Raw genomic sequence first — 23,804 nt, 5'->3', positions numbered from 1 at the left:
CTACTATCCGCCACAGCATGCCGGCTACCAGGCCCCGGCGGCCGAGCTGCCGCCCCTGATCGTCACCAGTCATGGTGGGCCGACCTCCATGGCCAGCAACAGCCTCAAGCTGGGCATACAGTACTGGACCAGCCGCGGCTTTGCGGTGCTGGACGTGAACTACGGTGGCAGCACCGGCTACGGCCGACCCTACCGCGACCTGCTGCAAGGCAGCTGGGGCGTGGTGGATGTGGAGGACTGCGTGGCTGGTGCCCGCTACCTGGCAGCACGGGGGCTGGTGGATGCCCAGCGCATGGCCATACGAGGCGGCAGTGCCAGTGGCTATACCACCCTCTCGGCGCTGGCCTTCCATCCGGACTTCAAGGCCGGCGCCAGCTACTACGGCGTGAGCGACCTGGCGGCCTTGGACGCGGACACCCACAAGTTCGAGTCTCGGTACACCAGCTATCTGATCGCCCCGCCGCCTGAGCGCGAGCGGCTGTACAAGGCGCGCTCACCCATCCTGCATGCCGACAAGTTGCATTGCCCGGTGATCTTCTTTCAGGGCCTGGACGACAAGGTGGTGCTGCCAGCGCAGTCCGAGGTGATGGTAGCAGCGTTGAAGGCTCGCCGGGTGCCGGTGGCCTATCTGCCCTTCGAGGGTGAGGGCCACGGCTTTCGCAAGCAGGAGACGCTGCGCCGTGCGCAGGAGGCCGAGCTGTACTTCTATGCCCAGGTATTCGGTTTTGCGCCGGCTGACCAGATCGCACCGGTGGAGATACAGGTGGGGGACTGACCGTTGGGCGGCTGGGCTGGGCGATGCGCTGGCCCTGTCGTATACAAAAGGTGTCTTCCCTGCTTTGCCCGGCTGGCTTTGTCCCCGGGCGATTTTTTGCCTACGCGCTTCGCAAATGTGTGCGGCGAAATATTGAATGAGTAAGCGGGACCTGGTTTGGCGCGCTGACGAGCGTCAGCGAGGTTCCCCGCCGGCGGGCGGGGCGGAGGGAAGGGGCTCGATAAAGGGCAAGCCGCTGTTTCAAGTTGCTCAAATGACTAGCGCACGGGTTCCCCGGGCGCATGCGCTGTACTCACTTGCGACACGCTCGCAAGGGCTCCAATAGCGGCTTGAGACCGTTATGGTCCAACTCCTGCATCAAGGCGAGCAGGCGGCCGATCTCGCCTGGCGGAAAGCCCACCCTGGCAAACCAGTGCAGGTAGTTGGCCGGCAGATCGGCGATCAAGCGGCCCTTGTACTTGCCATAGGGCATGGGCAGGGTGACGAGTCGTTCCAAGTCTTCGGGTTTCATGGGCGGAGGTCTGACAGAGCGGTGGCTATTGTACCGCCGGCCGCCATCAGGCCGGGGCCGGTGTGCGCGGCAGGCTGATCTGCACCGCCAGGCCACCGCCATCGCGCAGGCTGGCGCCGATCTCGCCACCGTGGGTCTGTACCGCTCGCTGGGCAATGGCGAGCCCGAGGCCGAAGCCTTCTACGCCGCCGGCACCGGCACGGTGAAAGGGTTGGAAGATGTCTTCCAGGAGGCCAGGGTCTACGCCAGGGCCGCGGTCCAGCACTTCCAAGGTAAAGCGCTCCGCGCCGGCGTGCAGGCGGACGGTGACGCAGCTGCCGGCCTGGGTGAATTTGACCGCGTTGCGGATCACGTTCTCGAAGGCGCGGTAGAGCAGTTCGGCGCCGACAAAAGTCACGAATTCCCCACTGCCCTCCAGAACCAACTGGCGCTCGTTCGATTCGGCCTCGAAGCGGGCGTCGTCGGCGATGGCGGTGACCAGCTCCACAAGGTCCACCGTCTCGCGCACGATCTGCCCGGCGCCGCTTTCCAGCCGCGCGAGCGTCAGGAGTTCGCCCACCAGGCTATCGAGCCGGCCACTTTCGCGCTCGATGCGTTCCAGCATCAGTTCCAGGCTGGCGATGTCCGGCCTTTGCCGCGCCAGGCCAATGGCGGCCTGCAGCCGGGCCAAGGGGGAGCGCAGCTCGTGCGAGACATCATGCAAGAGCCGTTGCTGGGCCCCCACCAGTTGCTGCAGGCGCTGCGCCATGCGGTTGAAGTCATGCCCCAGTTCGCTGATCTCATCCTCATGCCTGGGGTGGATCGGGGCAACACGGGTATCGAGCTTGCCCTCCGCCATGCTGCGGATGGCGCTGCGCAGGCTACGTATGGGGCGGGAGAAGTGCCGCGCCAGCCGCCAGGCAATGCCCAAGCTGACCAGCAGTACCACGATCCAGGGTATGGCCGCCGGAGGGGGCATGGGGCGGGCCTTGCTGAGGGCGGCTTCGGCCTCGCTCTGGCGGGCGAACACCACGTAGCGGTGGCCGCTTGGTTGCACCACGCGGGTGTAGCTGTTGTCGCCTACCAGGCGCCAGTCACGCCGGTCTGCTGCGGGCAGGGTACGGCCCAGCAGCTCCCGGCCGCTTTCGTCCACCACATAGATCTCCGGTTTGACGCCCTGCTGGACAAGGCTACCCAGCAGGGCACGGGCACCCGCTACGTCGGCCTGGCCCAATACGGCAGCGGTGCTGTTCAGGGCAAGCACCATGCGCTCGGCTTCATAGCTTTGCTTGCCATCCGGCTCCAGCCAGCGCAGGAGCCAGGTCAGGCCGAAGATGCTGAAGCCGACCAGAACCGAGGCCAGCCAGAAGGCGACGAAGAACTTCCAGAACAAGCGGCCCATGGTGCTCAATCCTTCACCAGCAGATAGCCTTGGCCGCGCACCGTCTGTATCCAGGTGCGGCCGTCAGCACGGATGCCGAGCTTGTGGCGGATGCTGCTGATATGCACGTCGATGCTGCGATCGAACCGCGCCAGCGGCCGGCCCAGGGCGCTCTCGGACATGGTCTGCTTGCTGACGATCTGGCCGGCCTGGCGGGCCAGCGTTTCCAGCAGGCGGAATTCGGTGGCGGTGAGTTCCAGCGGCCGGCCTTGCCAGTGCGCGGTCAGGCGCTTAGGCCAGAGCGTGAGCGGGCCGCTGCTGATGGTACCGGCGGTGTCGCTGGGGGCGGCGCTAGGTTCGCTGCCGCGGCGCAGGATGGCACGTACCCGGGCGACCAACTCGCGCGGCGTACAGGGCTTGGGCACATAGTCGTCAGCACCCAGCTCCAGACCCAGGATGCGGTCGATATCGTCGCCGCGGGCGGTCAGCATCAGCACCGGCATACGGCTGTGTTGGCGGATCTGGCGCAGCACTTCCACACCGGTCAGACGCGGCATCATCACGTCCAGGATCACGATATCGTGCCTGCCCGAGAGGGCTGTGGTCACGCCCTGCTCCCCGTCATGTACGGCGCTGACCATATAGCCTTCCTGGCGGAAATACTCGGCCAGCATGGCGGAAAGTTCGATGTCGTCGTCGACCAGCAGCACTCGGTGCATGGGTAGTGGGGCCTGGCCCCAGGATAGCGTTGATGCGGCAAATCATAGTCCGGCCCTGGCAGGCCGGCACGGATCTTTACCGGACTTTACCCAGCGGCCCGCGGCGGCCGGCTTGTGCGGCGGCGTAGACGCTGCGGGACTGGAGGGGTCTTTACACTTCTTTACCTGTGCTTAACCGCGCTTTACCCGCCCCCCGGACATCATGGTCGCCATGCTAACCAGGGTCTTTTCCATGCCATCCGTACTCCGCATCCTCCCTGCTGCCGTGCTGGCCAGCCTCTTGGCTGCCTGCGCCACGGTGGGGCCCGACTACCAGGCGCCCAGGCTCGCTACGCCCACCGAGTGGCAGGCAGCCCTTCCACATGGTGGCCGCAGCGCCGATCTGCTGCATTGGTGGCAAAGCTTCAACGACCCGGTGCTGGACAAGTTGCTGGCCCGCGCAGAGGCAGACAGCCCTTCGCTGGACCAGGCCTGGGCCAGCATAGTGGCGGCCCGCGCCAATCTGAGTAGCGCCCAGGCCAGCCAGCTACCCAGCCTTACCGGTAGCGGCGGTGTGAGCCGCACTGGCAATCTGCGCCAAGGGCAGGGTGGCACGGCCACCACCAGCACGGCGGCGCTGGATGCCAGCTGGGAGGTCGATCTCTTTGGTGGTATCAAGCGCAGTACCGAAGCTGCACGGGCGCGTGCCAGCGCCAGCGTATCTGACTGGCATGAGGCGCGAGTCTCGCTGGCGGCCGAGGTGGCCAATGAATATGTGAGCTACCGCGCTTGCCAGTTGCTACTGGCGAGCTACCAGGCCGATGCCCAGTCGCGCCAGGTGACGGCACAGCTGACCAACCGTTCGGTGGCGGCGGGCTTCAGCGCCCAGTCCGATGCCGACCTGGCTGAGGCCGGCACGGCCACTGCTACCAGCAATGTGCTGGCGCAGGCGGCCGAGTGCGAGTTGGATATCAAATCCCTGGTCGCGCTGACCGGCATGGCCGAGCACGAGCTGCGAGCCACCCTGGCCCAGGGCCCGCTCCAGCTGCCCAAGCCGGCCACGCTGGCAGTACAGAGCCTGCCGGCGCAGCTGCTGGCACAGCGGCCGGACCTGGCCACCAAGGAGCGCAATCTGGCCGCGGCCAGTGCCGATATCGGTGTGGCCGAGGCCAACCGGTACCCGCGCTTCTCGCTGCTGGGCTCGATCAGCAGCAGCGAGGTGCGAGGCGGCAGTGGCAGCAGCCCCTGGTCCTTCGGCCCCTCGTTGAGCCTGCCGTTGTTTGACGGCGGCAGCCGCCGCGCGGCGGTGGACAAGGCCCGTGCCAGCTATGAGCAGGCGTTGGCCAGCTACCGGCAGGGCGTGCTCGATGCGGTCAAGGAAGTGGAGCAGGCCCTGGTGCGATTGGATGCCGCCACCCGCAGCGAAGCCAGCCGGCGCGCCAGCGCCGAGGGTTACCAGCGCTACCTGGCGGCCACCCGCGCCATGTGGCAGGCCGGCAGCGCCAGCCTGCTGACGTTGGAGCAGGCGCAACGCGACGCGCGTGGTGCCGAGCAGACCTATATCACCAGCCAGCGTGACCGCATCCTCGACGGCATTGCCCTCTACAAGGCCCTGGGCGGCGGCTGGGAAGCACAGCAAAACGACAATGTGAACGGCAAGCGGGAGAGCAGCAAGTGAAGCGTAAATATCAATATGGCCTGCTGGCCCTGAGCGTGGTGATCATCGGCACCATCCTGGTGCTCAAGCCAGCAGCGGCCAAGGCGGAGAGCAAACCGGCTGCCACCGCGGCGCCGCGCCCGGCGCTGGCGGTGGAGGCCATCCAGCCGGTAAGGCAATCCTGGCCGCTCAAGCTGGCGCTGAACGGCCCCTTGGCCGCCTGGCAGGAAGCGGTGATCAGCGCCGAGACTGGCGGGCTGCGCATTGTGGCACTGCATGCCGAGGTGGGTAGTGTGGTCAAGCGTGGCCAGCTGCTGGCGGAGCTTGCCAGCGACAGCGTAGAAGCCAACGTACGGCAGCAAGAGGCCAATGTGGCCAGTGCCCGCGCCAGCCTGGCGCAGGCGGAGAGCAACCGCCAGCGCAGCGATGTGGTGAAGGACGCGGGTTCGCTCTCCAAGCAGCAGATCGAGCAGTACCAGATCGCCGAGCAGAGCGCCCGTGCCAGCCTGGCGGCGGCACAGGCCGCGCTAGACAGTGCCCGTATCACCCTCAATCAAACCAAGGTAGTGGCGGTGGACGACGGCGTGATCTCGGCCCGCAGCGCGGCGCTGGGTGCAGTGGTGAGCACGGGCGCCGACCTCTTCCACCTGGTGCGCCAGCAGCGGCTGGAATGGCGTGCCGAGGCTGGTAGCGAGCAACTGACCCTGCTCAAGCCCGGTCAGAAGGCCGAGATCGCCCTGCCGGGCGGCGGCACGGTGGCCGGCACGCTGCGGCTGGTCTCGCCCACCCTGGCGAGCGACACGCGGCAGGCGGTGGCCTATGTGGACCTGCAGCCCCGCAGCGCGGCCCGTGCCGGCATGTATGTGCGCGGTGAACTGGAGCTGGGCAAGCGCGATGCGCTGACCGTCCCGGCCTCTGCGGTGACCCTGCGTGATGGCCGCAGCATCGTGTTCGAGATAGCCAAGGACAGGCATGTGGTACAGCACGTGGTGCTGACCGGCCGACAGCAGGGCGATAGGGTGGAGATCAGCCAGGGCATCTCCCATGGCATGCAGTTGGTGAAAAGCGGAGGTGCCTTCCTCAATGATGGCGACCCGGTGAGCCTGCGCAGCCAGGGCAAGGAGGCATCATGAACTTCTCCGCCTGGTCTATCCGCAACCCGGTCCCGGCCATCCTGCTCTTTGTGGTGCTGACGCTGGTGGGACTCCTGGGCTTCAAGCGCATCGGCATCCAGAACTTCCCGGATATCGAACTGCCTACCGTCACGGTCAGTGCCACTCTGGAAGGGGCGGCCCCCAGCCAGCTCGAGACCGAGGTGGCTCGCAAGATCGAGGATCAACTGGCCTCGCTTGGTGGGGTGGAACATATCAACACCACCATCACCGACGGTTCAGTCAGCATCAGCGTGCAGTTCGAGCTGGATAAGAACAGCGAGGAAGCGCTGAACCAGGTGCGCAACGCGGTGGATAGCGTGCGTGGCGATCTGCCGGCCGATATGCAGGCGCCGACAGTCTCCAAGGTGACCACCAGCGGTGGGGCGCTACTGACCTATACGGTGGAATCGGACCGCTTGGACGAGGAGGCGCTCTCCTGGTTCGTGGACAATGACGTGAACAAGGCCCTGCTGGCCACCAAGGGGGTAGGCAAGGTGGCCCGGGCCGGTGGCGTGGACCGCGAGGTGCTGGTGCAACTGGACCCGGCCAAGCTCAATGGCCTGGGCATTGCCGCCAGTACCGTATCGGCCCAGCTCAAGGCGGTGCAGAAGGATGCCTCGGGCGGCGAAACCCGGCTCGCCGGCAAGCAGCAGTCGGTACGTACCTTGGGTGCTGCTGGCTCGGTGGCTGAAATCGCAGCCCTGCCCATCCCCCTGGGCGATGGTCGTCATGTGCGGCTCGATGAAGTCGCCAGCGTGACCGACGGTACGGCCGAGCGTTCCAGCTACGCCATGCTGGACGGCAAGCCGGTGGTCTCCTTCCAGATCACCCGCATCAAGGGCGCCAGCGAAGTGGAGGTGGCCGAGGCAGTGCGCAAGCAGGTGGACGTACTGCGTGCGCGCTACCCACTGGTCAAGTTCAAAGAGGCTTTCAATACTGTAAAGCCGATCGAGGACAACTATGAAGGCTCCATGCACTTGCTGTTGGAGGGTGCGGCGCTAGCCGTGGTGGTGGTGTGGTGGTTTCTGCGCGACTGGCGCGCGACCTTGGTTTCGGCCACCGCCTTGCCGCTGTCTATCATTCCCACCTTTGCGGCCATGTATTTCTCGGGCTTCAGCCTCAATGTGCTGACCCTGCTGGCGCTGGCCCTGGTGATCGGCATCTTGGTGGATGATGCCATTGTGGAGGTGGAGAACATCGTACGCCACCTGCGCATGGGCAAACCACCCTTGCAAGCGGCCATGGAGGCGGCCGACGAGATCGGCCTGGCGGTGATCGCCACGACGCTCACGCTGGTGGCGGTCTTCCTGCCTACCGCCTTTATGGGCGGCATACCGGGCAAGTTCTTCCGCCAGTTCGGCATGACGACGGCGGTGGCGGTGCTGGCATCGCTACTGGTGGCGCGGCTCTTGACCCCCATGATGGCGGCCTACCTGCTCAAGCCCACCGAGCACAAGCATGAGGACAGCGCACTAATGCGTGCCTACCTCAAGGCGGTGAACTGGTGCCTCTCGCACCGCAAGAGCACGGTCGCCATGGCGACGGCCTTCTTCGTTGGCTCGCTGATGTTGGTACCGCTCTTGCCTACCGGCTTTGTGCCGGCCAGCGACCAGAGCCAGACCCAGGTGACCCTGGAGCTGCCACCGGGTAGCCGGATCGAGGAAAGCCGCGCGCTGGCCGAACAGGCCCGGGTACTGCTGGAGCCGGTCAAGGACGTGAAGCAGGTCTATGCCCTGGTAGGCAGTGCCACCACCGGTGGCGGCCCCATGGGCGGTGGGGCCAGTGCCGACGTGCGCAAGACCACGCTGACCCTGAATTTGACCCCACGCAGCGAGCGCAGCTACAAGCAGGCGGCGATTGAAGCCAAGGTGCGCGAGGCGCTCAAGCCTCTGACCGGCGCACGGGTGAGTGTAGGCGGCGGCAATACCGGCGAGACCCTGCAGCTGACCCTGGCCGGCGACGACGCCACCGCGCTCGACACGGCCGCACGCAGCCTGGAAAAGCAGTTGCGTGGTCTCAGGGGTGTGGGCTCCATCACCTCCAGCGCCAGCCTGCAAAGGCCGGAGCTGCAGATACGGCCGGACTTTGCCCGCGCCGCCGACCTGGGCGTGACTACCGAAGCACTGGCCAGCACGGTGCGGCTGGCGACCTATGGCGACTTTTCGTCCAGCCTCGCCAAGCTCAACTTGCCGCAGCGGCAGGTAGAGGTGAGGGTACGGCTGGCCGATGCAGCCCGGGCCGATACGGCTGCCATTGGTCTGATGCGGGTGAATGCCGCCAAGGGCCAGGTGCCGCTCTCGGCCGTGGCCGACATCTCGCTGGGCAGCGGCCCTAGCCAAGTGGACCGCCGTGACCGCCTGCGCCAGGCCTCCATCAATGTGGAGCTGGGTGGCCGCAGCATGGGCGAGGTGATCCGCGAGGCCAACGCCCTGCCGGCGCTCAAATCGCTGCCAGCCGGGGTGAAGCAGATGCCGGCGGGTGATGCAGAGCGCATGGCTGAGCTGTTTGGCAGCTTTGGCTGGGCGATGTTGATCGGGGTGATGTGCATCTATGTGGTGCTGGTGCTGCTGTTCCACGACTTTTTGCAGCCCGCCACCATCCTGGCCGCACTGCCGCTCTCGGTGGGCGGGGCCTTCCTCGCGCTGCTGATCACCGGCAACAGCTTCTCCATGCCCAGCATCATCGGCCTACTCATGCTGATGGGCGTGGTGACCAAGAACTCCATCCTGCTGGTGGAGTACGCGGTGATGGCACGGCGCGAGCACGGCATGAACCGGCTGGATGCCATCGTGGACGCGTGCCATAAGCGTGCGCAGCCCATCCTGATGACCACCATCGCCATGGGGGCAGGCATGCTGCCCATCGCCATGGGCCTGGGCGCCGACCCGAGCTTCCGCTCGCCCATGGCAGTGGCGGTGATCGGCGGTCTCTTGACCTCCACCTTTTTGAGCCTCTTGGTGATTCCGGTGATCTTCACCTATGTGGACGATGTGCTGGTGTGGATGGGCAAGCGCATGCCCAAGCATGCGGTGCCGGTTTCGCCGTCTGTTGTCGAGACCTGATCGCTGTAGGCAGAATAGAGCAAAGCCCCCGAGCCTTAAGGCAGGGGCTTTGCCGTTAGTAAGCCGGCTGCACCGGAAAACGCACGCTGACCTCAAACCCCACCCCCGCCACCTGCTGGAACGCCAGCCTGGCCCCATGCTGCTCGGCTACCCGCCGCACGATAGCCAGCCCCAGGCCGGCACCGGTCTGCTGCGCGCGGGCGGCGTCGGCACGGGTGAAGGGTTGTTGCATGCGTTCCAGCTCGGCCGCTGGTATGCCGGGGCCTGCATCGGAGATGCGCAGGACGATTTGGCCAGATTCAAGCGTGGTTGAGAGTTGGATGGGTGCCTTGCCGTACTTGCTGGCGTTCTGAAGCAGATTGCTGATCAGGCGGACCAGCGACGTGGGCTGGCAGTGCAGTGGTGGAAGCATGCCTAGCTGGGTGTGCAATACCTCCTCAGGCAGGGCCACGCTCAGTATGGCTTCCTCGGCCAGGGCGTTGAGGTTGGCGGCCTGCAGAGGCTCACCACTGCCGGCGCGGGCGAAGTCGATGAACTGGTCAATGATGTGATTGGCGGCGTCTATGCTGGCCGCCATGCTCTCAACGAGCTCAGGCTCGCGTACCGGCCCCAGGAGTTCCAACCCCAGTCGCAGCTTGGTCAGTGGTGTGCGCAGATCATGCGAGATGCCGGCCAGCATGATGGCGCGTTCCTGCTCGGTGGCCGCAAGGCTGGCGGCCATCTGGTTGAAGCGGGCGGCGACCTCGGCAATCTCCTGTGCACCGTCGTCGGGTACGGGCTGGGGCTGGCGGCCCTGGCCCAGCGCGCGGGCGGCCTCGGCCAAGGCGGCTAGCGGGGCGTTGATACGACGCTGGATCAGATAGGCGCCCAGCAGGGCCAGCAAGGTGGCGCCGACCAGCACGGCGGGCAACAGGCCGGAGCCGCCGGTCAGCATGCCCTCGGCCGAGAGGCCTATCCAGTAGCGTTGCCCGTCTACGCGGGTGGAAAGCCAGAGCCAGCGTGCCGGTTCGCGCTGCCAGGCCAGTTCGTAGTCTGCACCCAGGTGCTGGCGCAGCAGACGCTCGAACTGGCGGGCCAGCCGGCTGGGTGGCGCTGTGCCAAGCTCCGGCCGGTCGGGCTCGGCCAGCAAACGGGTATTGGGTTGGCTGTTGATGACGGCCAGGTAGCCAGGGCGCTGCGCCTCAGGCAGGCGCTGCAGGGCCTGTCGCAGGGTCTCGATATGCAGCTGGGCATAGTCGGCAAAGCGCTCCACGCGGGGCCGCTGCACCTGGCTGACAAAGACCAGGGCGCTCACAAGCTGGGCCAGCAGGATCAAACCCACCATCAGCAGCAGATTGCGGCCGAACAGGGTGCGCGGCAGCAGCGTCATCGCGGTGCTCCATCGGGCGCAAAGACATAACCCACGGCACGTACGGTCTGGATATAGCGCGGGTTGGCCGGGTCGGTCTCGATGGCGCGGCGCAGGCGCAGTATCTGCACATCGATGGCCCGGTCGGTCGCTTCATGGTCGCGGCCGTAGGCCAGTTCCATCAGCCGCTCGCGCGAGAGCGGGCGGCCTGGTTGGCTGGCCAGCACCTGCAAGAGCGAGAACTCGCCCGAGGTGAGGGCGATCACCTCTGTGCCGCGCAGCAACTGCCGGCTGGCGGTATCAAGCTCGTAGTCGCCAAATCGGATGCGCGCCGCCTCGACCAGGGCCGGGCCGCTGCCCACCATGGCCTGCCGGCGCAGCATGGCATGGATGCGCGCGAGCAATTCGCGCGGCACGAAAGGCTTGGCCAGGTAATCGTCGGCGCCCATCTCCAAGCCCAACACCTTGTCGGCCGGGTCGCCGCGCGCGGTGAGCATCAGTATGGGCAGGGTGTGGCCTTGTTGCCGCAGGGTGCGGCAGACCTGCAGGCCGTCCTCGCCCGGCATCATCAGGTCCAGTACCAGTACATCAAAGCGCTCGCGTTCCAGGAGGCGATAGAGCTGGCCGGCATCGGCCACGCTGCGTACCGCCAGGCCCTGCTGGCTGAGATAGCGCTCCAGCATGCTGCGCAGCTCGGCTTCGTCGTCCAGTACCAGCACCCGCCCTGCTTCGTTTGCCATTGCCCGTCTCTGTGTTTAGGTCTGCAGCCCGATGCTACCGCGCGGCAGGGCGGCTTGCCGAAGCCGTTTGATTACATCCGGTTACAAAGCCCGCCGGTGCTTACCGTTTTAGACATCTGGGGGCTTGCACGTCATCGGCCGCTAACGGTACCCGAGGAAACTCAGTCCCACAGCGCAACACTCCAGTAAGCAGACCACAGGAAAAGGAAACAACCATGAAGATGACGATACGTACGCGCTCTATGACTGGCCTCTTGCTGGCTGGTTTGACCTTGACCCTGGCCAGCGCCGAAGCCGCAGGCCGGCTGCGTGCCGGCGGCGTGCATGCAAACCCAGATGGTGGCGTGAGCGCCGGCATGGTGGCCGTTGGCCGAGGCCCCAATGGGGGTGCCTACCAGCGTGGCCGTGCCTTGACGACAGATGGCCAGGGCAATGCCCAGGCGGCGTCGGGTGGGCGCTTCCGTACTGCAAGCGGTGCTACCGGCTGGCGCAAGAGCGATACCCAGCGCAGTGCTGACGGCAGCGTGAGCCACGAGGGTGCCTTTGCTACCAGCGGCGCCAAGGGCAATGTGCAAAGTAGTGGCAACTACAACAAGGCGGCCGATGGCACGGTGAGTGGCAGCCGGAATACCACGGCCACCGGCGCCAACGGCAATAGCTATACCGGCAGCACGCAGTACGACTCGGCCAACGGTGTTACCCATACGGGTACCTGTACCGACGCCGCTGGCAACGTCATCTCCTGCCGTTGAGCGAACCATGCCCACGCTGGCCACTTTGCGCTGGTTGCCTTTGCTGCTGCTCCTGGCGGTTGCTCTGGAGTGGGCATGGCTGCGCCGCTACCAGCCGACCCGGCTCGATACCAGAGAGAGCCTGGCCTCGTTGGGTGTGGCGGTGGGGCACAGGCTCACGCAGCTGGCGAGTGGTGGCCTTCTGGCCGGACTGTATGGCTGGGTATGGTCCCACCGCATTGCCACCGTGCCGTTGGGCAGCGTCTGGGCTTGGCTCGCGCTCTTTGTGGCCAGCGAGTTCTGCTACTACTGGCAGCACCGGCTGGGGCACGAGTGCCGCTGGTTCTGGGCCTCGCACTCGGTGCATCACTCCTCTAATCATTTCAACTTCGCGGCCGCCTACCGGCTGAGCTGGACGGCCGCGCTCACGGGTGGGGCGCTCTGCTTTCTGCCGCTGATCTGGCTGGGCTTTGCGCCAGGGGCCTTATTGGCGGTGCTGGCGCTCAATCTGCTGTACCAGTTCTGGCTGCATACCGAGGTGGTGCCCAAGCTGGGCTGGCTGGAGTGGCTGCTCAATACCCCCTCGCACCACCGTGTGCACCATGCCGCCAACCCGCACTACCTGGATGCCAACTACGGCGGTGTGCTGATCGTGTTCGATCGGCTGTTCGGCACCTTTGTGGCGGAAACGGCGGCCGAGCCTTGCCGCTACGGTTTGGTGCGGCCGCTGAATACCTACAACCCCCTGCGCATTGTTTTTGCCGAATGGCTGGAATTGGTGCGGGATCTCTACCGGGCTAGGGGCTGGTGCGACCGGCTCGGCCATCTGCTACGCGCGCCAGGCTGGCAGCCGGGGGGCGCAGGCCAGACCAGCCGTGATTTGAAACGACAGGCTATGAATCTCTTACCCAACGCACAAAGGAACACACCATGAAGCAGCTGATCATCTTCACTACCCTTGCCCTGGGCGCCCTTGTTACCGTGCAGGCAGCAGAGGCCGGTGGCGACAAGGCACAGAGAGCCCAAAAGGCCATGGCCGAGCTGGAATCCCGCTTCAACGCGGCGGATGCCAATCACGATGGCCGGCTGACCCGTGAAGAGGCCAAGGGCAAGATGCCGCGTGTGGCGCAGAATTTTGACGCCATCGATGCGCAGAAGAACGGTTACGTAACCCTGGATGACATCAAGGCTTATGCCAAAGAGAAGATGATGGAGCGGCAGGGCCAATAAATTGCTTGGCGCTAAACAGAGAGGAGAGCCCGCAGATTGGCTTCCAGCTTGTCCGCTGGGGCATAGCCGGGGCTGAGGGTGTGCAACTGGCCGGCGATCTCGATCAGCAGGGCCGGAAAGCTGCGCACACCCCAGCGGCGCGCATGCAGGAAGTCGGTCTGGGCCTCGCCCAGGGTGGCCTCTGCCTGCCAAACAGCCAGGAACTGCTCGGCGGTCACGGCTTGGCCATTGTCTTGCAAGGCGGCGGCACCGACCTCGGCCAGAACGGTGCCGTCGGTGGTATCGAGCCCATCCACATAGAAAGCGTGCTGCAGGGCGCGGAAGACTGCCAGCAGGTCTGTCTGCGGTGCCAGCTTGCGGGCGGTGACCACTGCGCGGCAGATGGGTTCGGTGTCATAGACAAAGCCTTGCCGCGCCAGGAAGGCCTCGCGATTGAAGGGCAGGCCGCTGGCGGCCTCGACCCGGGCCCAGTGGCCCAGGCGGAAATTCTTGCCTTCGTCGTCCAGCACCGTGGTGTCGCCTGCACGTAGGCCACCGACCACGATGTGGAGTGGCAGATCGGGATGGGCCCGGCTGAAGGTGGTCAATTCTTTAGCAAAGCCATAGCACCAGGAGCACATGGGGTCGGCGACAAAGATGAGTTGCATGCGGATTATCTCAAGTTGACTTTAGCAGTGATTCAGGTCGGGATATGGCTGAACAGCTTGTTGACGATGCGCCATTGCCCGTCTTGATGGATAAGGGACAGGAAGTCGTAATAGTTGAAGTCGAAGATCTGGCAGCGGACCTTGGCAAAGGCCGTCTCGCCCAGGACCTCGATGGAGAGGACTTCCATGGCGTAGGTCTGCCCCAGTGCAGCTGGGCTCTGGCGCTTGGCCACTGCGGCGAGGTAGTCCTCCAGTGGCCGATGCGAGTAGTCGCCGCTTACCTCACCGAACAAGGCGGCGCTTGGGTGGAAGGTGCTGCGCAAGGCATCGACATGACCGTGGTAAATGGCGTCGAAGTAAGTCTGTAGCAGTTCCAGGATGGCGGTGTGGGCGAGCATGGTGCTGTCTCCTGTCGGTGGTGGGGCCGCTGATGGAGCGCACTGTATTTGTGTTGTGAGTGCCAATAAATGGGATAACAATCACATGACTTGATACCTGGTGTAATGAATTATGCAGCGGCAATTTGATGATCTGATGCTGGGCAGCATCGAGCTCTTCTGTCTGGCGGCCGAGCTGGGCAGCTTCTCTGCCGCGGCCAATATGGCCAGTGTGACGCCGGCGGCGGTGAGCCGATCGGTCTCCCGCCTGGAGGAGCGCCTGGGGGTACGGCTGTTCGTGCGCACCACCCGGCATATCCGCCTGACCGACGGCGGGCGAGCCTACTTCGAACAATGTCGGCAGGCCCTGAGCCAGCTGGTAGAGGCCGAGCGCGAGGTCACCGGGCAGCAGCTCAAACCGGCTGGCGTGCTGAAGATCAGCGCACCCACCACCTATGGGCACTACCGCTTGCTACCCATCTTGCCGGCTTTTCGCAGCCGCTACCCGGACGTGAAGGTGGACGTACATATCAGCAACCGTAATATCGACTTTGTCGAGGAAGGCTATGACCTGGCGGTGCGGGTGAGGGCGCTGGCTGATACCCGCATCATTGCCCGCCCGCTGGAAGATGCCGAGCTGGTACTGGTGGCGAGCCCGGACTATCTGCGCCGTGCCGGAACGCCCCAGACCCTGGCCGACCTCGCCCAGCATGACTGCATACAGTTCGAGCTGCCCAGTAGCGGCCGGACCATACCCTGGCTGTTCCAAGAGGAGGGGCGTGAGTTGGAGCTGCTGACCGAAGGCGGCTACCGGGTGTCGGACGATGTGCTGGGCGGCGTGACCCTGGCGCGCCATGGCGCCGGTCTCTTTCAGGCCTACCGCTTTGTAGTGCAGGAAGACCTGCTGCGCGGCACCTTGCAGGAGGTGCTGCGGCCCTTGGGCGGCCGCTCGCGACCGTATTCGCTGCTCTACCCGCACAACCGCTTTGTACCGCTACGGGTGCGGGCCTTTGTGGACTTTCTGCTGGCCTATGAGTTTGCCACCACCGTGACGGTCGACTAGGCCTCCGCGCTGGTAAGGCCGGCGTGTCTGCGTACCGATTTGTTACATGGTGTATGCAAAGAAGTGCTTGTTAATGGATTTATCGCTTCTGGGGGTGGGAATAGAGTCCGTTCCACACCAAGGCCACGCAATACCGCGGGGTCTTGGAGCTGGACTCTCTACCTACTTACCAGGAGCAAATCATGAGCACTGCCAACAAGACGGTTGTTATTACTGGCGCTTCCAGCGGCATCGGCCTGGGCCTCGCGCAGGCCTTTCTGAACGAGGGTTACAACGTGGTGGGTACCGGCCGCTCGGCCGAGCGCCTGGCTGCTGCCGCCCGCGAGCTCAATGCCGGCGAGCGCTTCTTGGGCGTGGCAGGCGACAGCAGCAAGCCGGAAGCCGCCAAGCAGGTCTTCCAGCAAGCCATTGCCAAGTACGGCAAGGTCGATGTGCTGGTGAACAATGCCGGCATCTTCGCCGCCAAGCCCTTTACCGAATTCACCCCGGAAGAGATCGAAGAGCAGATTGCCACCAACCTCAAGGGCGTGCTCTACCCCTCGCAAGAGGCCGCAAAGCATATGACTGCACGTAAGCAGGGCAAGATCATCAACATCACCGCCTCGATCGCCCTGCAACCCATCAGCAATGTGCCGGCCCTGCTAGCCGTGGCACTGAAGGGGGGCGTGAACCAGGCTACCCGCGCTCTGGCACTGGAGCTGGCGCCGCACGGTGTAACCGTCAATTCGGTCGCCCCGGGCGTGGTCGATACCCCCATGCACGCGCCGGAAACCCACGACTTCCTGGGCAAGCTGCACCCGCTGGGCCGTATCGGCAAGGTGAGCGAGATCGCCGATGCCGTGCTCTACCTCGCCAAGGCGGATTTTGTGACCGGCACCGTATTGCCGGTAGATGGCGGCGCCGCCGCAGGTAAGTAAGCCTTCCAGCCCCGGTGGTTAGCTGAAAGCCGGGGTTGATTAACCCCCGATCGACACCTTGCAAGGAGCAATACCATGCCTTTCGTCAGCATACGCATTACCCGCGAGGGAACCACGGCTGAGCAAAAAGCCCAGGTGATCAAGGAAGTGACCGAGACCCTGGAGCGCGTGCTGCACAAGCCGCCCGAGTGGACCCATATCGCCATTGAAGAAGTGGATACCGACAACTGGGGTTTTGGTGGCCGAACGACCACCGAGCTGCGCAAGGAGCAAGCAGCGCAGGCTGCGGGAGCCAAGCCGCGAAGTTGAGTGCTAGTCGTATGAAACAACAAGGCCATGCTTGAGCGAGCAAGGCCTTGTTGTTTTGTAGGCTTGGGGGTTGATGTCGGGTAGCCGCTTATCGGCCGGTACAAGGAGGGAGGAGGGCCCAGGGCAGCGGCAAGGCGGCTTTGTACTAGCGTGATGATATTGCCCTATAGGACGCCAGGGCAGCGGCAGGGGCACGGATTGATCAACGGCATGGTTAGACTACCTACCGAATGGTAGGATTATGATTGTCATGTAAATGAATGGCGACCACCTGGGCCGCCATATCCTGTAGCTGCGGCCTAGCCTGGCCATACCTGGAGAATGCATATGAGTGTCGAAGTGGTGATATCCAGCTCGGTACGTACCGCCATCGGCGGCTTCGCCGGCTCCCTCAAGACAGTCCCGACCAGCCAGTTGGGCGCCCATGTGGTGGCGGCTGCGCTCAAGCGATCGGGCCTCGGCGCCGACAAGGTGGACGCCGTGCTTATGGGTAATGTTATCCAGGCTGGTAATGGCATGAACGTGGCGCGCCAGGCAGCGGTGAAGGCTGGCCTGCCGGTGACGGTACCGGCCCTCACGGTCAACCGGGTCTGTGGCTCGGGCGCGCAGGCGGTAGTCAGTGCCTATGCCGAGATCCTGGCTGGTTTGGCCACGCTGACCATCGCCGGTGGGGTGGAGAATATGGACCGGGCGCCCTATCTCTTGCCCGGCATGCGCCACGGTGCGCGCATGGGCAATGCCGAGTGCATTGATTCCATGTTGTTCGACGGCCTGCACGATGCCTTCTCGACCAAGCACTCGGGTTGGCATACCGAGGATCTTGTCACGAAATTCGGCTTCAGTCGCGAGGCGCAGGATATCTATGCCGCGCAGAGCCAGCAGCGCTTTGCTGCCGCGCAGGAGGCCGGCTACTTCAAGGGCGAGATCGAGCCCCTGCTGATCGAGGGCAAGAAGGGCGCGGTGAGCTTTGACGTGGACGAGGGCAACCGGCCCGATACCACGGTGGAGGGCCTGGCACGGCTCAAGCCGGCCTTCCGCCCGGACGGCACCATCACCGCCGGTAATGCGCCGGGTGTGAATGCCGGTGCGGCCGCCATGGTGGTGGGTGAGCGCAGCGCGATGCTGGCGGCGGGCCTCACCCCGCATGCCGTCATCCGCGGTGTGGCGGTCACCGGCGTGGAGCCGGGTATGTTCGGCCTCGGGCCGGTTACGGCCATCCCCAAGGCACTTGCCATGGCGGGCTGGAAGGTAGGGGAGGTGGACCGCTTCGAGGTCAACGAAGCCTTTGCGGCGATTGCATTGGCGGTGGAGAGCGAGCTGCATATCGATATGGCCCGCTTCAATGTGGACGGTGGCGCCATCGCCCACGGCCATCCCATCGGCGCGACCGGCGCGATCCTGATCACCAAGGCGGTGCATGCCCTGCAACGGACCGGCGAGCGTCGGGCGGTGGTGTCGCTGTGTATAGGGGGTGGGCAGGGGATTGCGGTGTGTCTGGAACGTGTTTAACGCATGCTGCGGATACGCAGTAAAGCAACAGGGGCCTTGCGGCCCCTGTTTGCATTGGTCACGCCGGCACTAGTCCGCGCTTGGCCAGCATGGCGGCCATCTTGCCCTGCAGGGTGTCGCCGGTGAAGGGCTTGACGATATAACTGTCGGCGCCGGCCTGGGCGGCTACCACGATGTTGTCGCGCTTGGCCTCGGCCGTCACCAGCATGACCGGCAGGTTCTTGTGGATAGGATGGGCGCGGATATGCTTGAGCAATTCCAGCCCGTCCATGACCGGCATATTCCAGTCGGTCAGCACGGCATGCACGCTCTGGCCGTTGAGGATGGACAGCGCGCGCTCACCGTTCTCGGCTTCCAGAAAGCGGGAGAACCCGAGTTCACGCAGCAGGTTGATGACAATGCGGCGCATGGCCGGGAAATCGTCCACGACGAGGATGGTGAAGTTGTCTTGATTCATGCTGAGGCAATGCAGATGGGGTCAAGCGAAGGCCGTGAGACTAGCGTTTCCCGAGCGGGTGCTCAATCGATTTTTTGTGAGTTTGTGTAGGATTGGCCAGGACTCAGGCCTGCAGGCCGCCGTCTACTACCAGGCTGTGGCCTACCACGTAGGACGAAGCATCCGAGCTCAGCCACAGGATGGCATTGGCGATCTCCTCGGCCCGCGCTGCGCGGCCTATGGGGACGGCCGCCGCCAGCGCTGCCTGCTGCTCCGCCGCTTGCTCGGGGCTGAGGGTGGCGAGGCGCCGTTGCCGCCGTGGTGTATCGGTCGGGCCGGGGCAGACCGCGTTGATGCGGATGCCGCGAGCGATATATTCCTTGGCGGCCGAGCGGGTGAGGCCGACCACCGCATGCTTGGCCGCGCCGTAGACGGCGGCGTTGGGTGTGCCGGATAAGCCGTTGACCGAGGCCACGTTGACGATGGTGCCGCCACCGGTGGCCAGCATGCTGGCGATCTCGCCCTGCAGGCAGTGCAGCACCCCAAAGAAGTCGGTACCGAGGTTGAGGTGGGCTTCTTCCAGCGTGGCCTCGTGCAGGGGGCCGGGCTGTACGCTGTGGGCGGCATTGTTCACCGCGCAATCGAGCCGTCCGTAGCGGGCCCGGATGGCGGCCTGCAGCGCGGTCATGGAGGCCGGGTCGCTCACATCGCAAGCGTGGAAGTGCACCTCGCCACCCAGCTCGCGCAGGCTTTGTTCCGCCACCTGGCCGCGTTCGACATTGCGGCCGGTGATGACCACCTTGGCGCCCTGGGCGAGGAAGGCTTGCGCGGTGGCGAGGCCGATGCCGCTGGTGCCGCCGGTGATGAGGACGATCTTGTCTTGGAGGTTGAGCATAGGGAATCGGCGGTCAGATGGTGCAATGTGCAGGGGGAATGTGGTCCAGTATTTGAGTCGAATTGCCGAGCTAAAGCGTTCTAGCCTGGCCGCTTTCAATCACTATACGGCGGCAGGTTGAGTATGGGCGGAATCGCCTCCGCCAGCGCATCAATCACCACCCTGACCTTGGGCGCGAGCTGCCGGGTCTGGGGCCAGAGCAGGTGGACGGCGAAGGTGAGGCTGGTCTCTTGCGGCAACAGCCTCACCAGCCGCCCGGACTGCAGGGCGTCGCGGGTGAGCCAGTCGGGCAGGCGGGCGATGCCCAGACCCGCCTCGGCGGCGTCGAGCAGCGATTCCAGGTCGTCGTAGGCGATCCGGGGCAGGATGCTGGCGCTCTGGTACCCCCCGCCGGGCGCGTGGAACTGCCATTCGCCCATACGGCCCTGCCGGCCGTAGAGTATGCCGTCGTGGGTGGTGAGGTCGGCCAGGCTTTGTGGTGTGCCACGACGGGCGAGATAGGCAGGCGAGGCCACCACCATCATCTGGTGCTCACCGAGCTTGCGCACCTTCAGTCCAGGGGTGTCGGCCACCGTGCCGCTGCGTACCGAGAGGTCGTAGCCTTCTTCGATGATGTCAAAGCGCCGGTCGCTGAAGTTCGCTTCAAGTTGCAAGCGTGGATAACGCTCTGCCAGTTGAAGCAGAACCGGGGCAATGCAGTGCCGACCGAACAGTACCGGCATGGTGATGCGTAGCTTACCCACAGGCTCCGCGCGGCCTTGCGCCAGTTCATCCTCGGCCTGCTCCAGCTCGCCCAGTGCCCGCACGCAGCGGGCGTAGAAGGCCTGGCCTTCCTCGGTCAGGCTTTGGCTGCGGGTGGTGCGGTGAAAGAGCCGCACGCCCACGCGTTCTTCCAGCCGCGCAACGCTCTTGCCCACGGCCGAGCGGGAGAGGTGCAAACGTTCGGCGGCGGCGCTGAAGCTGCCAGCTTCAACGGCGCTGACAAAGGCGGCGATGCCGCCCAGGCGATCTGCTGTGGCCACAAATTGGCTCCATTTTGTCTTCAATATTGCGAAATTTGGCCGCGACTGGTGTCTTGGATTCGTCAATATCATAGTGCTTCCCAACCCCGCGTGGGTCAACAGATGGAGCAAGCACGATGAGCACGACGACGAAGCAATGGCAGATGCAGGACCTGGGCGTGGATGCATTGCAACTGCGGGAGGCCCCGCTGCGAGAACCCGGTCCGGGCGAGGTGCTGGTCAAGGTGGCGGCGGTATCGCTCAACTACCGTGACCTCGCCATGGTGCAGAGCGGCATGGGCATGAAGCTCGACTTCCCGCTGGTTCCGGGTTCGGACATGGCCGGTACAGTGGTGGCAACCGGCCCGGGCGTGCAGCGCTTTGGCCGTGGCCAACGGGTGATCAGCACCTTCTGGACGCAATGGCTGGATGGCGTAATCCCGCCGGCATCGACCAATGGCACGGCGCTGGGCGGGCCACTACCGGGTGTGTTGAGCCAGTACCTGGTGCTGCATGAAAACTGCCTGGTGAAGGCACCCGAGACCCTGGACCCGCTGGCCGCCAGCACCCTGACCTGTGCCGGCCTGACCGCCTGGTTTGCACTGGTGGAGACCGGCCAGCTGCAGGCCGGCCAGCAGGTACTGGTGCAAGGTACTGGCGGGGTGGCGCTCTGGGGCGCGCAGATTGCCCAGGCGCTGGGCGCCGAGGTGGTTCTCACCAGCGCCAGTGAGGACAAGCTGGCCCGTGCCCGTGAGCTGGGCGTGCAGCACACTATCCTGCGTCAGCCCGGTGGCGACTGGGCGGCGGCGGTCAAGGCAGCGACCGGCGGGCAGGGCGTGGACCAGGCGCTGGAGCTGGTCGGTGGTGCGAATTTGGGCAAGACCCTGGCGGCGCTCAAGATAGGCGGCCGGGTATCGGTGATCGGGGTACTGGAAGGGTTCGAGCTCAGCATGCCGGCCAGCCTGGTGCTGTCGGTACGGCCAGTGATCCAGGGCATAGGCGTGGGCCACCGTGCTGCCCTGCAGCGTTTGGTACAGGCAGTGGACCAGCACGGCATACAGCCCGTGGTGGATGCGGTCTACGACTTTGCCGACCTCAAGGCCGCCATCGCCCACGTGGAGCGCGGCGCCTTCGGCAAGGTGGTGGTACGGGTGGGCGACTGAGCCTGTTAGCGCATAACGGGGCCGTTCACCACTGTTGTTTAGCGGATAGTACGGCCCCCACTAAAGGGATGATTCTCATGGGGAAGGCAGATATGCCCAGTAAAGCGCACAGCTACTACTACGGTGTGGCCGATAGCCAGGCTGGCGAACTCTACCTGCCGCTGGCAGGCAAACCAGCCGTGGTGGTGCTGCTGCACGGTGGCTACTGGCGCATGCCCTGGGGGCGGGACCAATGGCTGCCGGTGATGGAAGATCTGGTAGCCCGTGGCTATGCGGTCTGGAATCTCGGCTATCGCCGTGTGGGTGAACCGGGTGGCGGCTGGCCGGGTACGCTGGATGATGTGGCGCAGGGTGTGGACTACTTGGCCGAGCTGGTGGCACAAGGTGTAGCGATTGATCTGGCTCAGGTGGTGCTGGTCGGGCACTCGGCTGGCGCGCAGCTGGCACTGTGGGCTGCGGCAAGGATGGAAGCGCGGGTGCGGCCGCTAGCCGTCGCGGCGGTAGCGCCCGCGCTGGACCTGGTGGCGTTGGCGGCGCAAGGGGAGGGGCGCAAGGCACTGGCTGCGCTGCTGGGTGGCACGCCGGAGGAAGTGCCGGAACGCTACCAGGCAGCATCGCCGTTGGCACGCCTGCCGCTGGGCGTGCCACAGCTGGTCATCCACGGTGGCCACGACGAAGACCTGCCGCTGGCCCTGACGCGCAACTATGTGGCGCTGGCCCAGGCGCAGGGCGACCCGGCCAAGTTGCGTATCATCCCCGAGGCTGACCATATGGATTGTCTGGACCCAGCCGGTGGGATGCACGCGGCCTTGTGTGATTGGCTGATGGAACTGTGTGGGTCGGAGCGTGCCTAGTTCAGCACTTTCTCACCAAAGCTGACCGAGGCGCTCTGGATCAGACCATCGCGCACCTCGTAGATCGCCACCATGCTCATGCTGCCTGGGCCCTCGGGAAAGGTGCGGGTGACGATCTCCTGGTCGATCACCAGATGGCCCATGACGGTACGCTGCAAGAGGTGGGCGTGCAGATTGGGCTCGGCGAGCCTTGCGGCCAGCCGTTCGCGCAGGGTGGCCTTGCCGCTGGCCAGGAGCTTGCCGGGGTGCTCGAACTGCTGGGCATCCTCGGCGTAGGTGGCGAGCAGGGCTTCGAGGTCGTGGGCGTTGTAGGCGTCGAGCTGGCGCTGGACGACGGCGGCGGGCGAGTCTGGATTGATCATGGGTTGGCGCTGGGGCTTTGCGTGTATAGGCGGATCAGCGCCTCGATCTTGCCATTGCTGCGCAGGGATTCCAGTGCTTTTTGCAGCCGGACCACGATGGCCGGGTCTGATTTGAGGTTGAGGGCAAAGTAGTAGGCGCCCTCGTCGGTCAGCTTGAGCGATTTGACCACGCTGCTATCGGGTAGCCGGGCATTGCGCAGGTTCCAGGCCATGCCGATCTCGGTATCGACCATGGCGTCCACCATATTGCCGTTCAGGAGCTTGAGCACTTCGGCGTTGGATTTATCGAGCACCAGGGCGGTTTGTGGCAGCCCCGCGGCGGTGAGGTCACGTACGGCGGCTTCGCCGCGCACGGCACCCACACGATGCTTGGCCAGTTCCTTGAAGTCGGCCACCTTCTGGGCCAGGTTGCCACGGGTAAAGATCCAGGTGGTACGTGGCAGGATAGGGCCAACCCAGAGGAAGTCCTTTTCACGTTCCGGTTTGCGGGCGGTGGTGTAGACCAGGGTATTGGGCTTGGCCAGGGCGGTGGCATAGGCACGTGCCCAGGGCACCATATTGAATTCGCAGTCCAGCCGGGCCACTTCGCAGGCGGCACTGAGCAGCTCGGTGGCAATGCCTTTGACCTGGCCATTCTGGCTGTAGTTGTAGGGGGGCCATTCCTCGGTATAGGCCTCGAGGTCGGCGGCGTAGGCTGGCGCGCCGGTCAAACTGAACAACAGGGGGAGCAACATGGCATGCTTGCGGTTGGCAAGCCCTAGCTTGAACATTAGCGAATTCTACTTTAGAAGTGTTGAGGGTTCGTGATGTACGTGGTGCCCGGCGCATTGCAAAACGCTACGGCGTTGGATGCGTGCGACGCTCCCGCCTGCTGCAGCCCGGCTTACTATAGTCAACTATAGGCTCAAGCAGGGCACTGAGTGCCGCCTGCTTCTGGAAATGTCCTTGTAGATCAATCGCCTAGGCTTGTGTAAAAGCCGGGGATGCCGCTATGCTCCAGTTTGA

The 23,804-nt window shown here is 64.8% G+C and carries 24 protein-coding genes and 1 pseudogene; 13 read left to right on the top strand and 12 right to left on the bottom strand.

Translation table 11 applies throughout. From position 1 onward, the window contains the following. Positions 1-775: S9 family peptidase (locus tag VIM95_RS19245; RefSeq protein ID WP_331988974.1), on the top strand; the 775-nt coding region annotated here is incomplete at its 5' end. A 292-nt stretch (positions 776-1,067) separates the two neighbouring features. On the opposite strand, the gene VIM95_RS19240 is transcribed toward VIM95_RS19245, so the two are convergent. Genes VIM95_RS19240 through VIM95_RS19230 form a run of 3 tightly spaced genes read right to left on the bottom strand, consistent with a single transcriptional unit; the run spans position 1,068 to position 3,365 of the window. Then, the gene (locus tag VIM95_RS19240) at positions 1,068-1,286 is read right to left on the bottom strand and encodes a DUF3820 family protein (RefSeq protein WP_331988972.1); all 219 of its coding nucleotides are present in this window, start codon (positions 1,284-1,286) and stop codon (positions 1,068-1,070) included. Positions 1,287-1,332: 46 nt separating this feature from the next. Continuing rightward, positions 1,333-2,667, bottom strand: coding sequence for a HAMP domain-containing sensor histidine kinase (locus VIM95_RS19235; RefSeq protein ID WP_331988970.1), 1,335 nt, complete (start codon positions 2,665-2,667; stop codon positions 1,333-1,335). 5 nt (positions 2,668-2,672) lie between these two features. After that, the gene (locus tag VIM95_RS19230; protein ID WP_331988968.1) at positions 2,673-3,365 is read right to left on the bottom strand and encodes a response regulator; all 693 of its coding nucleotides are present in this window, start codon (positions 3,363-3,365) and stop codon (positions 2,673-2,675) included. Positions 3,366-3,597: 232 nt separating this feature from the next. Here VIM95_RS19230 and VIM95_RS19225 point away from each other — a divergent pair, with 232 nt between their 5' ends. The 3 genes from VIM95_RS19225 to VIM95_RS19215 are packed head-to-tail and all read left to right on the top strand — an operon-like array spanning position 3,598 to position 9,217. Beyond that, a complete protein-coding gene (locus VIM95_RS19225; protein WP_331988966.1) occupies positions 3,598-5,022 on the top strand; it encodes an efflux transporter outer membrane subunit in 1,425 nt (474 codons plus the stop codon). Next, positions 5,019-6,134, top strand: coding sequence for an efflux RND transporter periplasmic adaptor subunit (locus VIM95_RS19220; RefSeq protein WP_331988964.1), 1,116 nt, complete (start codon positions 5,019-5,021; stop codon positions 6,132-6,134). The genes VIM95_RS19225 and VIM95_RS19220 overlap by 4 nt, the downstream gene beginning before the upstream one ends. Beyond that, positions 6,131-9,217, top strand: a complete 3,087-nt coding sequence (locus VIM95_RS19215; protein ID WP_331988962.1) for an efflux RND transporter permease subunit — start codon at positions 6,131-6,133, stop codon at positions 9,215-9,217. Before VIM95_RS19220 ends, VIM95_RS19215 begins: the two co-directional genes overlap by 4 nt. A gap of 55 nt (positions 9,218-9,272) precedes the next feature. On the opposite strand, the gene VIM95_RS19210 is transcribed toward VIM95_RS19215, so the two are convergent. Together VIM95_RS19210 and ompR are read right to left on the bottom strand one after the other, a co-directional pair. Further along, complete coding sequence (locus VIM95_RS19210) at positions 9,273-10,586, bottom strand: ATP-binding protein (RefSeq protein WP_331988960.1); 1,314 nt, start codon at positions 10,584-10,586, stop codon at positions 9,273-9,275. After that, the gene (gene ompR / locus VIM95_RS19205) at positions 10,583-11,305 is read right to left on the bottom strand and encodes a two-component system response regulator OmpR (RefSeq protein ID WP_331988958.1); all 723 of its coding nucleotides are present in this window, start codon (positions 11,303-11,305) and stop codon (positions 10,583-10,585) included. The genes VIM95_RS19210 and ompR overlap by 4 nt, the downstream gene beginning before the upstream one ends. Positions 11,306-11,520: 215 nt before the next feature. On the opposite strand from ompR, the gene VIM95_RS19200 reads away from it, so the two are divergent. Genes VIM95_RS19200 through VIM95_RS19190 form a run of 3 tightly spaced genes read left to right on the top strand, consistent with a single transcriptional unit; the run spans position 11,521 to position 13,266 of the window. Beyond that, positions 11,521-12,057: a hypothetical protein gene (locus tag VIM95_RS19200; protein WP_331988956.1), complete on the top strand. Its 537-nt coding sequence runs from the start codon at positions 11,521-11,523 to the stop codon at positions 12,055-12,057. A 7-nt stretch (positions 12,058-12,064) separates the two neighbouring features. Further along, positions 12,065-12,970, top strand: coding sequence for a sterol desaturase family protein (locus VIM95_RS19195; RefSeq protein WP_331988954.1), 906 nt, complete (start codon positions 12,065-12,067; stop codon positions 12,968-12,970). Continuing rightward, positions 12,967-13,266: a hypothetical protein gene (locus VIM95_RS19190; RefSeq protein WP_331988952.1), complete on the top strand. Its 300-nt coding sequence runs from the start codon at positions 12,967-12,969 to the stop codon at positions 13,264-13,266. The genes VIM95_RS19195 and VIM95_RS19190 overlap by 4 nt, the downstream gene beginning before the upstream one ends. Positions 13,267-13,277: 11 nt before the next feature. On the opposite strand, the gene VIM95_RS19185 is transcribed toward VIM95_RS19190, so the two are convergent. Beyond that, a complete protein-coding gene (locus tag VIM95_RS19185) occupies positions 13,278-13,913 on the bottom strand; it encodes a hypothetical protein (protein ID WP_331988950.1) in 636 nt (211 codons plus the stop codon). 32 nt (positions 13,914-13,945) lie between these two features. Further along, positions 13,946-14,311 carry a nuclear transport factor 2 family protein gene (locus tag VIM95_RS19180; protein WP_331988948.1) on the bottom strand — a complete coding sequence of 122 codons (366 nt, stop codon included), beginning with the start codon at positions 14,309-14,311 and terminating at the stop codon, positions 13,946-13,948. A 112-nt stretch (positions 14,312-14,423) separates the two neighbouring features. Between VIM95_RS19180 and VIM95_RS19175 the strand changes: the two genes are divergently transcribed. The 4 genes and pseudogenes from VIM95_RS19175 to VIM95_RS19160 all read left to right on the top strand — a co-directional run bounded on the left by VIM95_RS19175 (position 14,424) and on the right by VIM95_RS19160 (position 18,088). After that, a complete protein-coding gene (locus VIM95_RS19175) occupies positions 14,424-15,353 on the top strand; it encodes a LysR family transcriptional regulator (RefSeq protein ID WP_331988946.1) in 930 nt (309 codons plus the stop codon). Positions 15,354-15,535: 182 nt separating this feature from the next. Beyond that, positions 15,536-16,270, top strand: coding sequence for an SDR family oxidoreductase (locus tag VIM95_RS19170; RefSeq protein WP_331988944.1), 735 nt, complete (start codon positions 15,536-15,538; stop codon positions 16,268-16,270). 72 nt (positions 16,271-16,342) lie between these two features. Then, positions 16,343-16,579 (top strand): annotated as a pseudogene (locus VIM95_RS19165) (tautomerase family protein); the annotation flags it as partial. 327 nt (positions 16,580-16,906) lie between these two features. Continuing rightward, positions 16,907-18,088 carry a thiolase family protein gene (locus VIM95_RS19160; protein WP_331988942.1) on the top strand — a complete coding sequence of 394 codons (1,182 nt, stop codon included), beginning with the start codon at positions 16,907-16,909 and terminating at the stop codon, positions 18,086-18,088. 58 nt (positions 18,089-18,146) lie between these two features. On the opposite strand, the gene VIM95_RS19155 is transcribed toward VIM95_RS19160, so the two are convergent. The 3 genes from VIM95_RS19155 to VIM95_RS19145 form a co-directional block, all read right to left on the bottom strand. Further along, on the bottom strand, positions 18,147-18,545 hold the full coding sequence (locus VIM95_RS19155) for a response regulator (protein WP_331988940.1): 399 nt from the start codon (positions 18,543-18,545) through the stop codon (positions 18,147-18,149). Between the two features lie 103 nt (positions 18,546-18,648). Continuing rightward, positions 18,649-19,419, bottom strand: a complete 771-nt coding sequence (locus VIM95_RS19150) for an SDR family NAD(P)-dependent oxidoreductase (protein ID WP_331988938.1) — start codon at positions 19,417-19,419, stop codon at positions 18,649-18,651. A 95-nt stretch (positions 19,420-19,514) separates the two neighbouring features. Further along, the gene (locus tag VIM95_RS19145) at positions 19,515-20,441 is read right to left on the bottom strand and encodes a LysR family transcriptional regulator (protein WP_331988936.1); all 927 of its coding nucleotides are present in this window, start codon (positions 20,439-20,441) and stop codon (positions 19,515-19,517) included. A 116-nt stretch (positions 20,442-20,557) separates the two neighbouring features. Between VIM95_RS19145 and VIM95_RS19140 the strand changes: the two genes are divergently transcribed. Both VIM95_RS19140 and VIM95_RS19135 read left to right on the top strand, forming a co-directional pair. Beyond that, positions 20,558-21,583, top strand: coding sequence for an NAD(P)-dependent alcohol dehydrogenase (locus tag VIM95_RS19140; protein WP_331988934.1), 1,026 nt, complete (start codon positions 20,558-20,560; stop codon positions 21,581-21,583). Positions 21,584-21,675: 92 nt separating this feature from the next. Then, a complete protein-coding gene (locus VIM95_RS19135) occupies positions 21,676-22,437 on the top strand; it encodes an alpha/beta hydrolase (protein WP_331988932.1) in 762 nt (253 codons plus the stop codon). On the opposite strand, the gene VIM95_RS19130 is transcribed toward VIM95_RS19135, so the two are convergent. After that, on the bottom strand, positions 22,434-22,799 hold the full coding sequence (locus tag VIM95_RS19130) for a nuclear transport factor 2 family protein (RefSeq protein ID WP_331988930.1): 366 nt from the start codon (positions 22,797-22,799) through the stop codon (positions 22,434-22,436). The two genes, VIM95_RS19135 and VIM95_RS19130, sit on opposite strands and share 4 nt — an antisense overlap. Then, on the bottom strand, positions 22,796-23,569 hold the full coding sequence (locus tag VIM95_RS19125) for a substrate-binding periplasmic protein (RefSeq protein ID WP_331988928.1): 774 nt from the start codon (positions 23,567-23,569) through the stop codon (positions 22,796-22,798). The genes VIM95_RS19130 and VIM95_RS19125 overlap by 4 nt, the downstream gene beginning before the upstream one ends. Positions 23,570-23,804: the final 235 nt, after the last annotated feature.

It is taken from the genome of Chitinimonas sp., assembly GCF_036568685.1.
In the GTDB taxonomy this organism is placed as follows: Bacteria; Pseudomonadota; Gammaproteobacteria; order Burkholderiales; family Chitinimonadaceae; genus Chitinimonas.
This window is presented reverse-complemented; position numbering and strand designations above follow the sequence as displayed.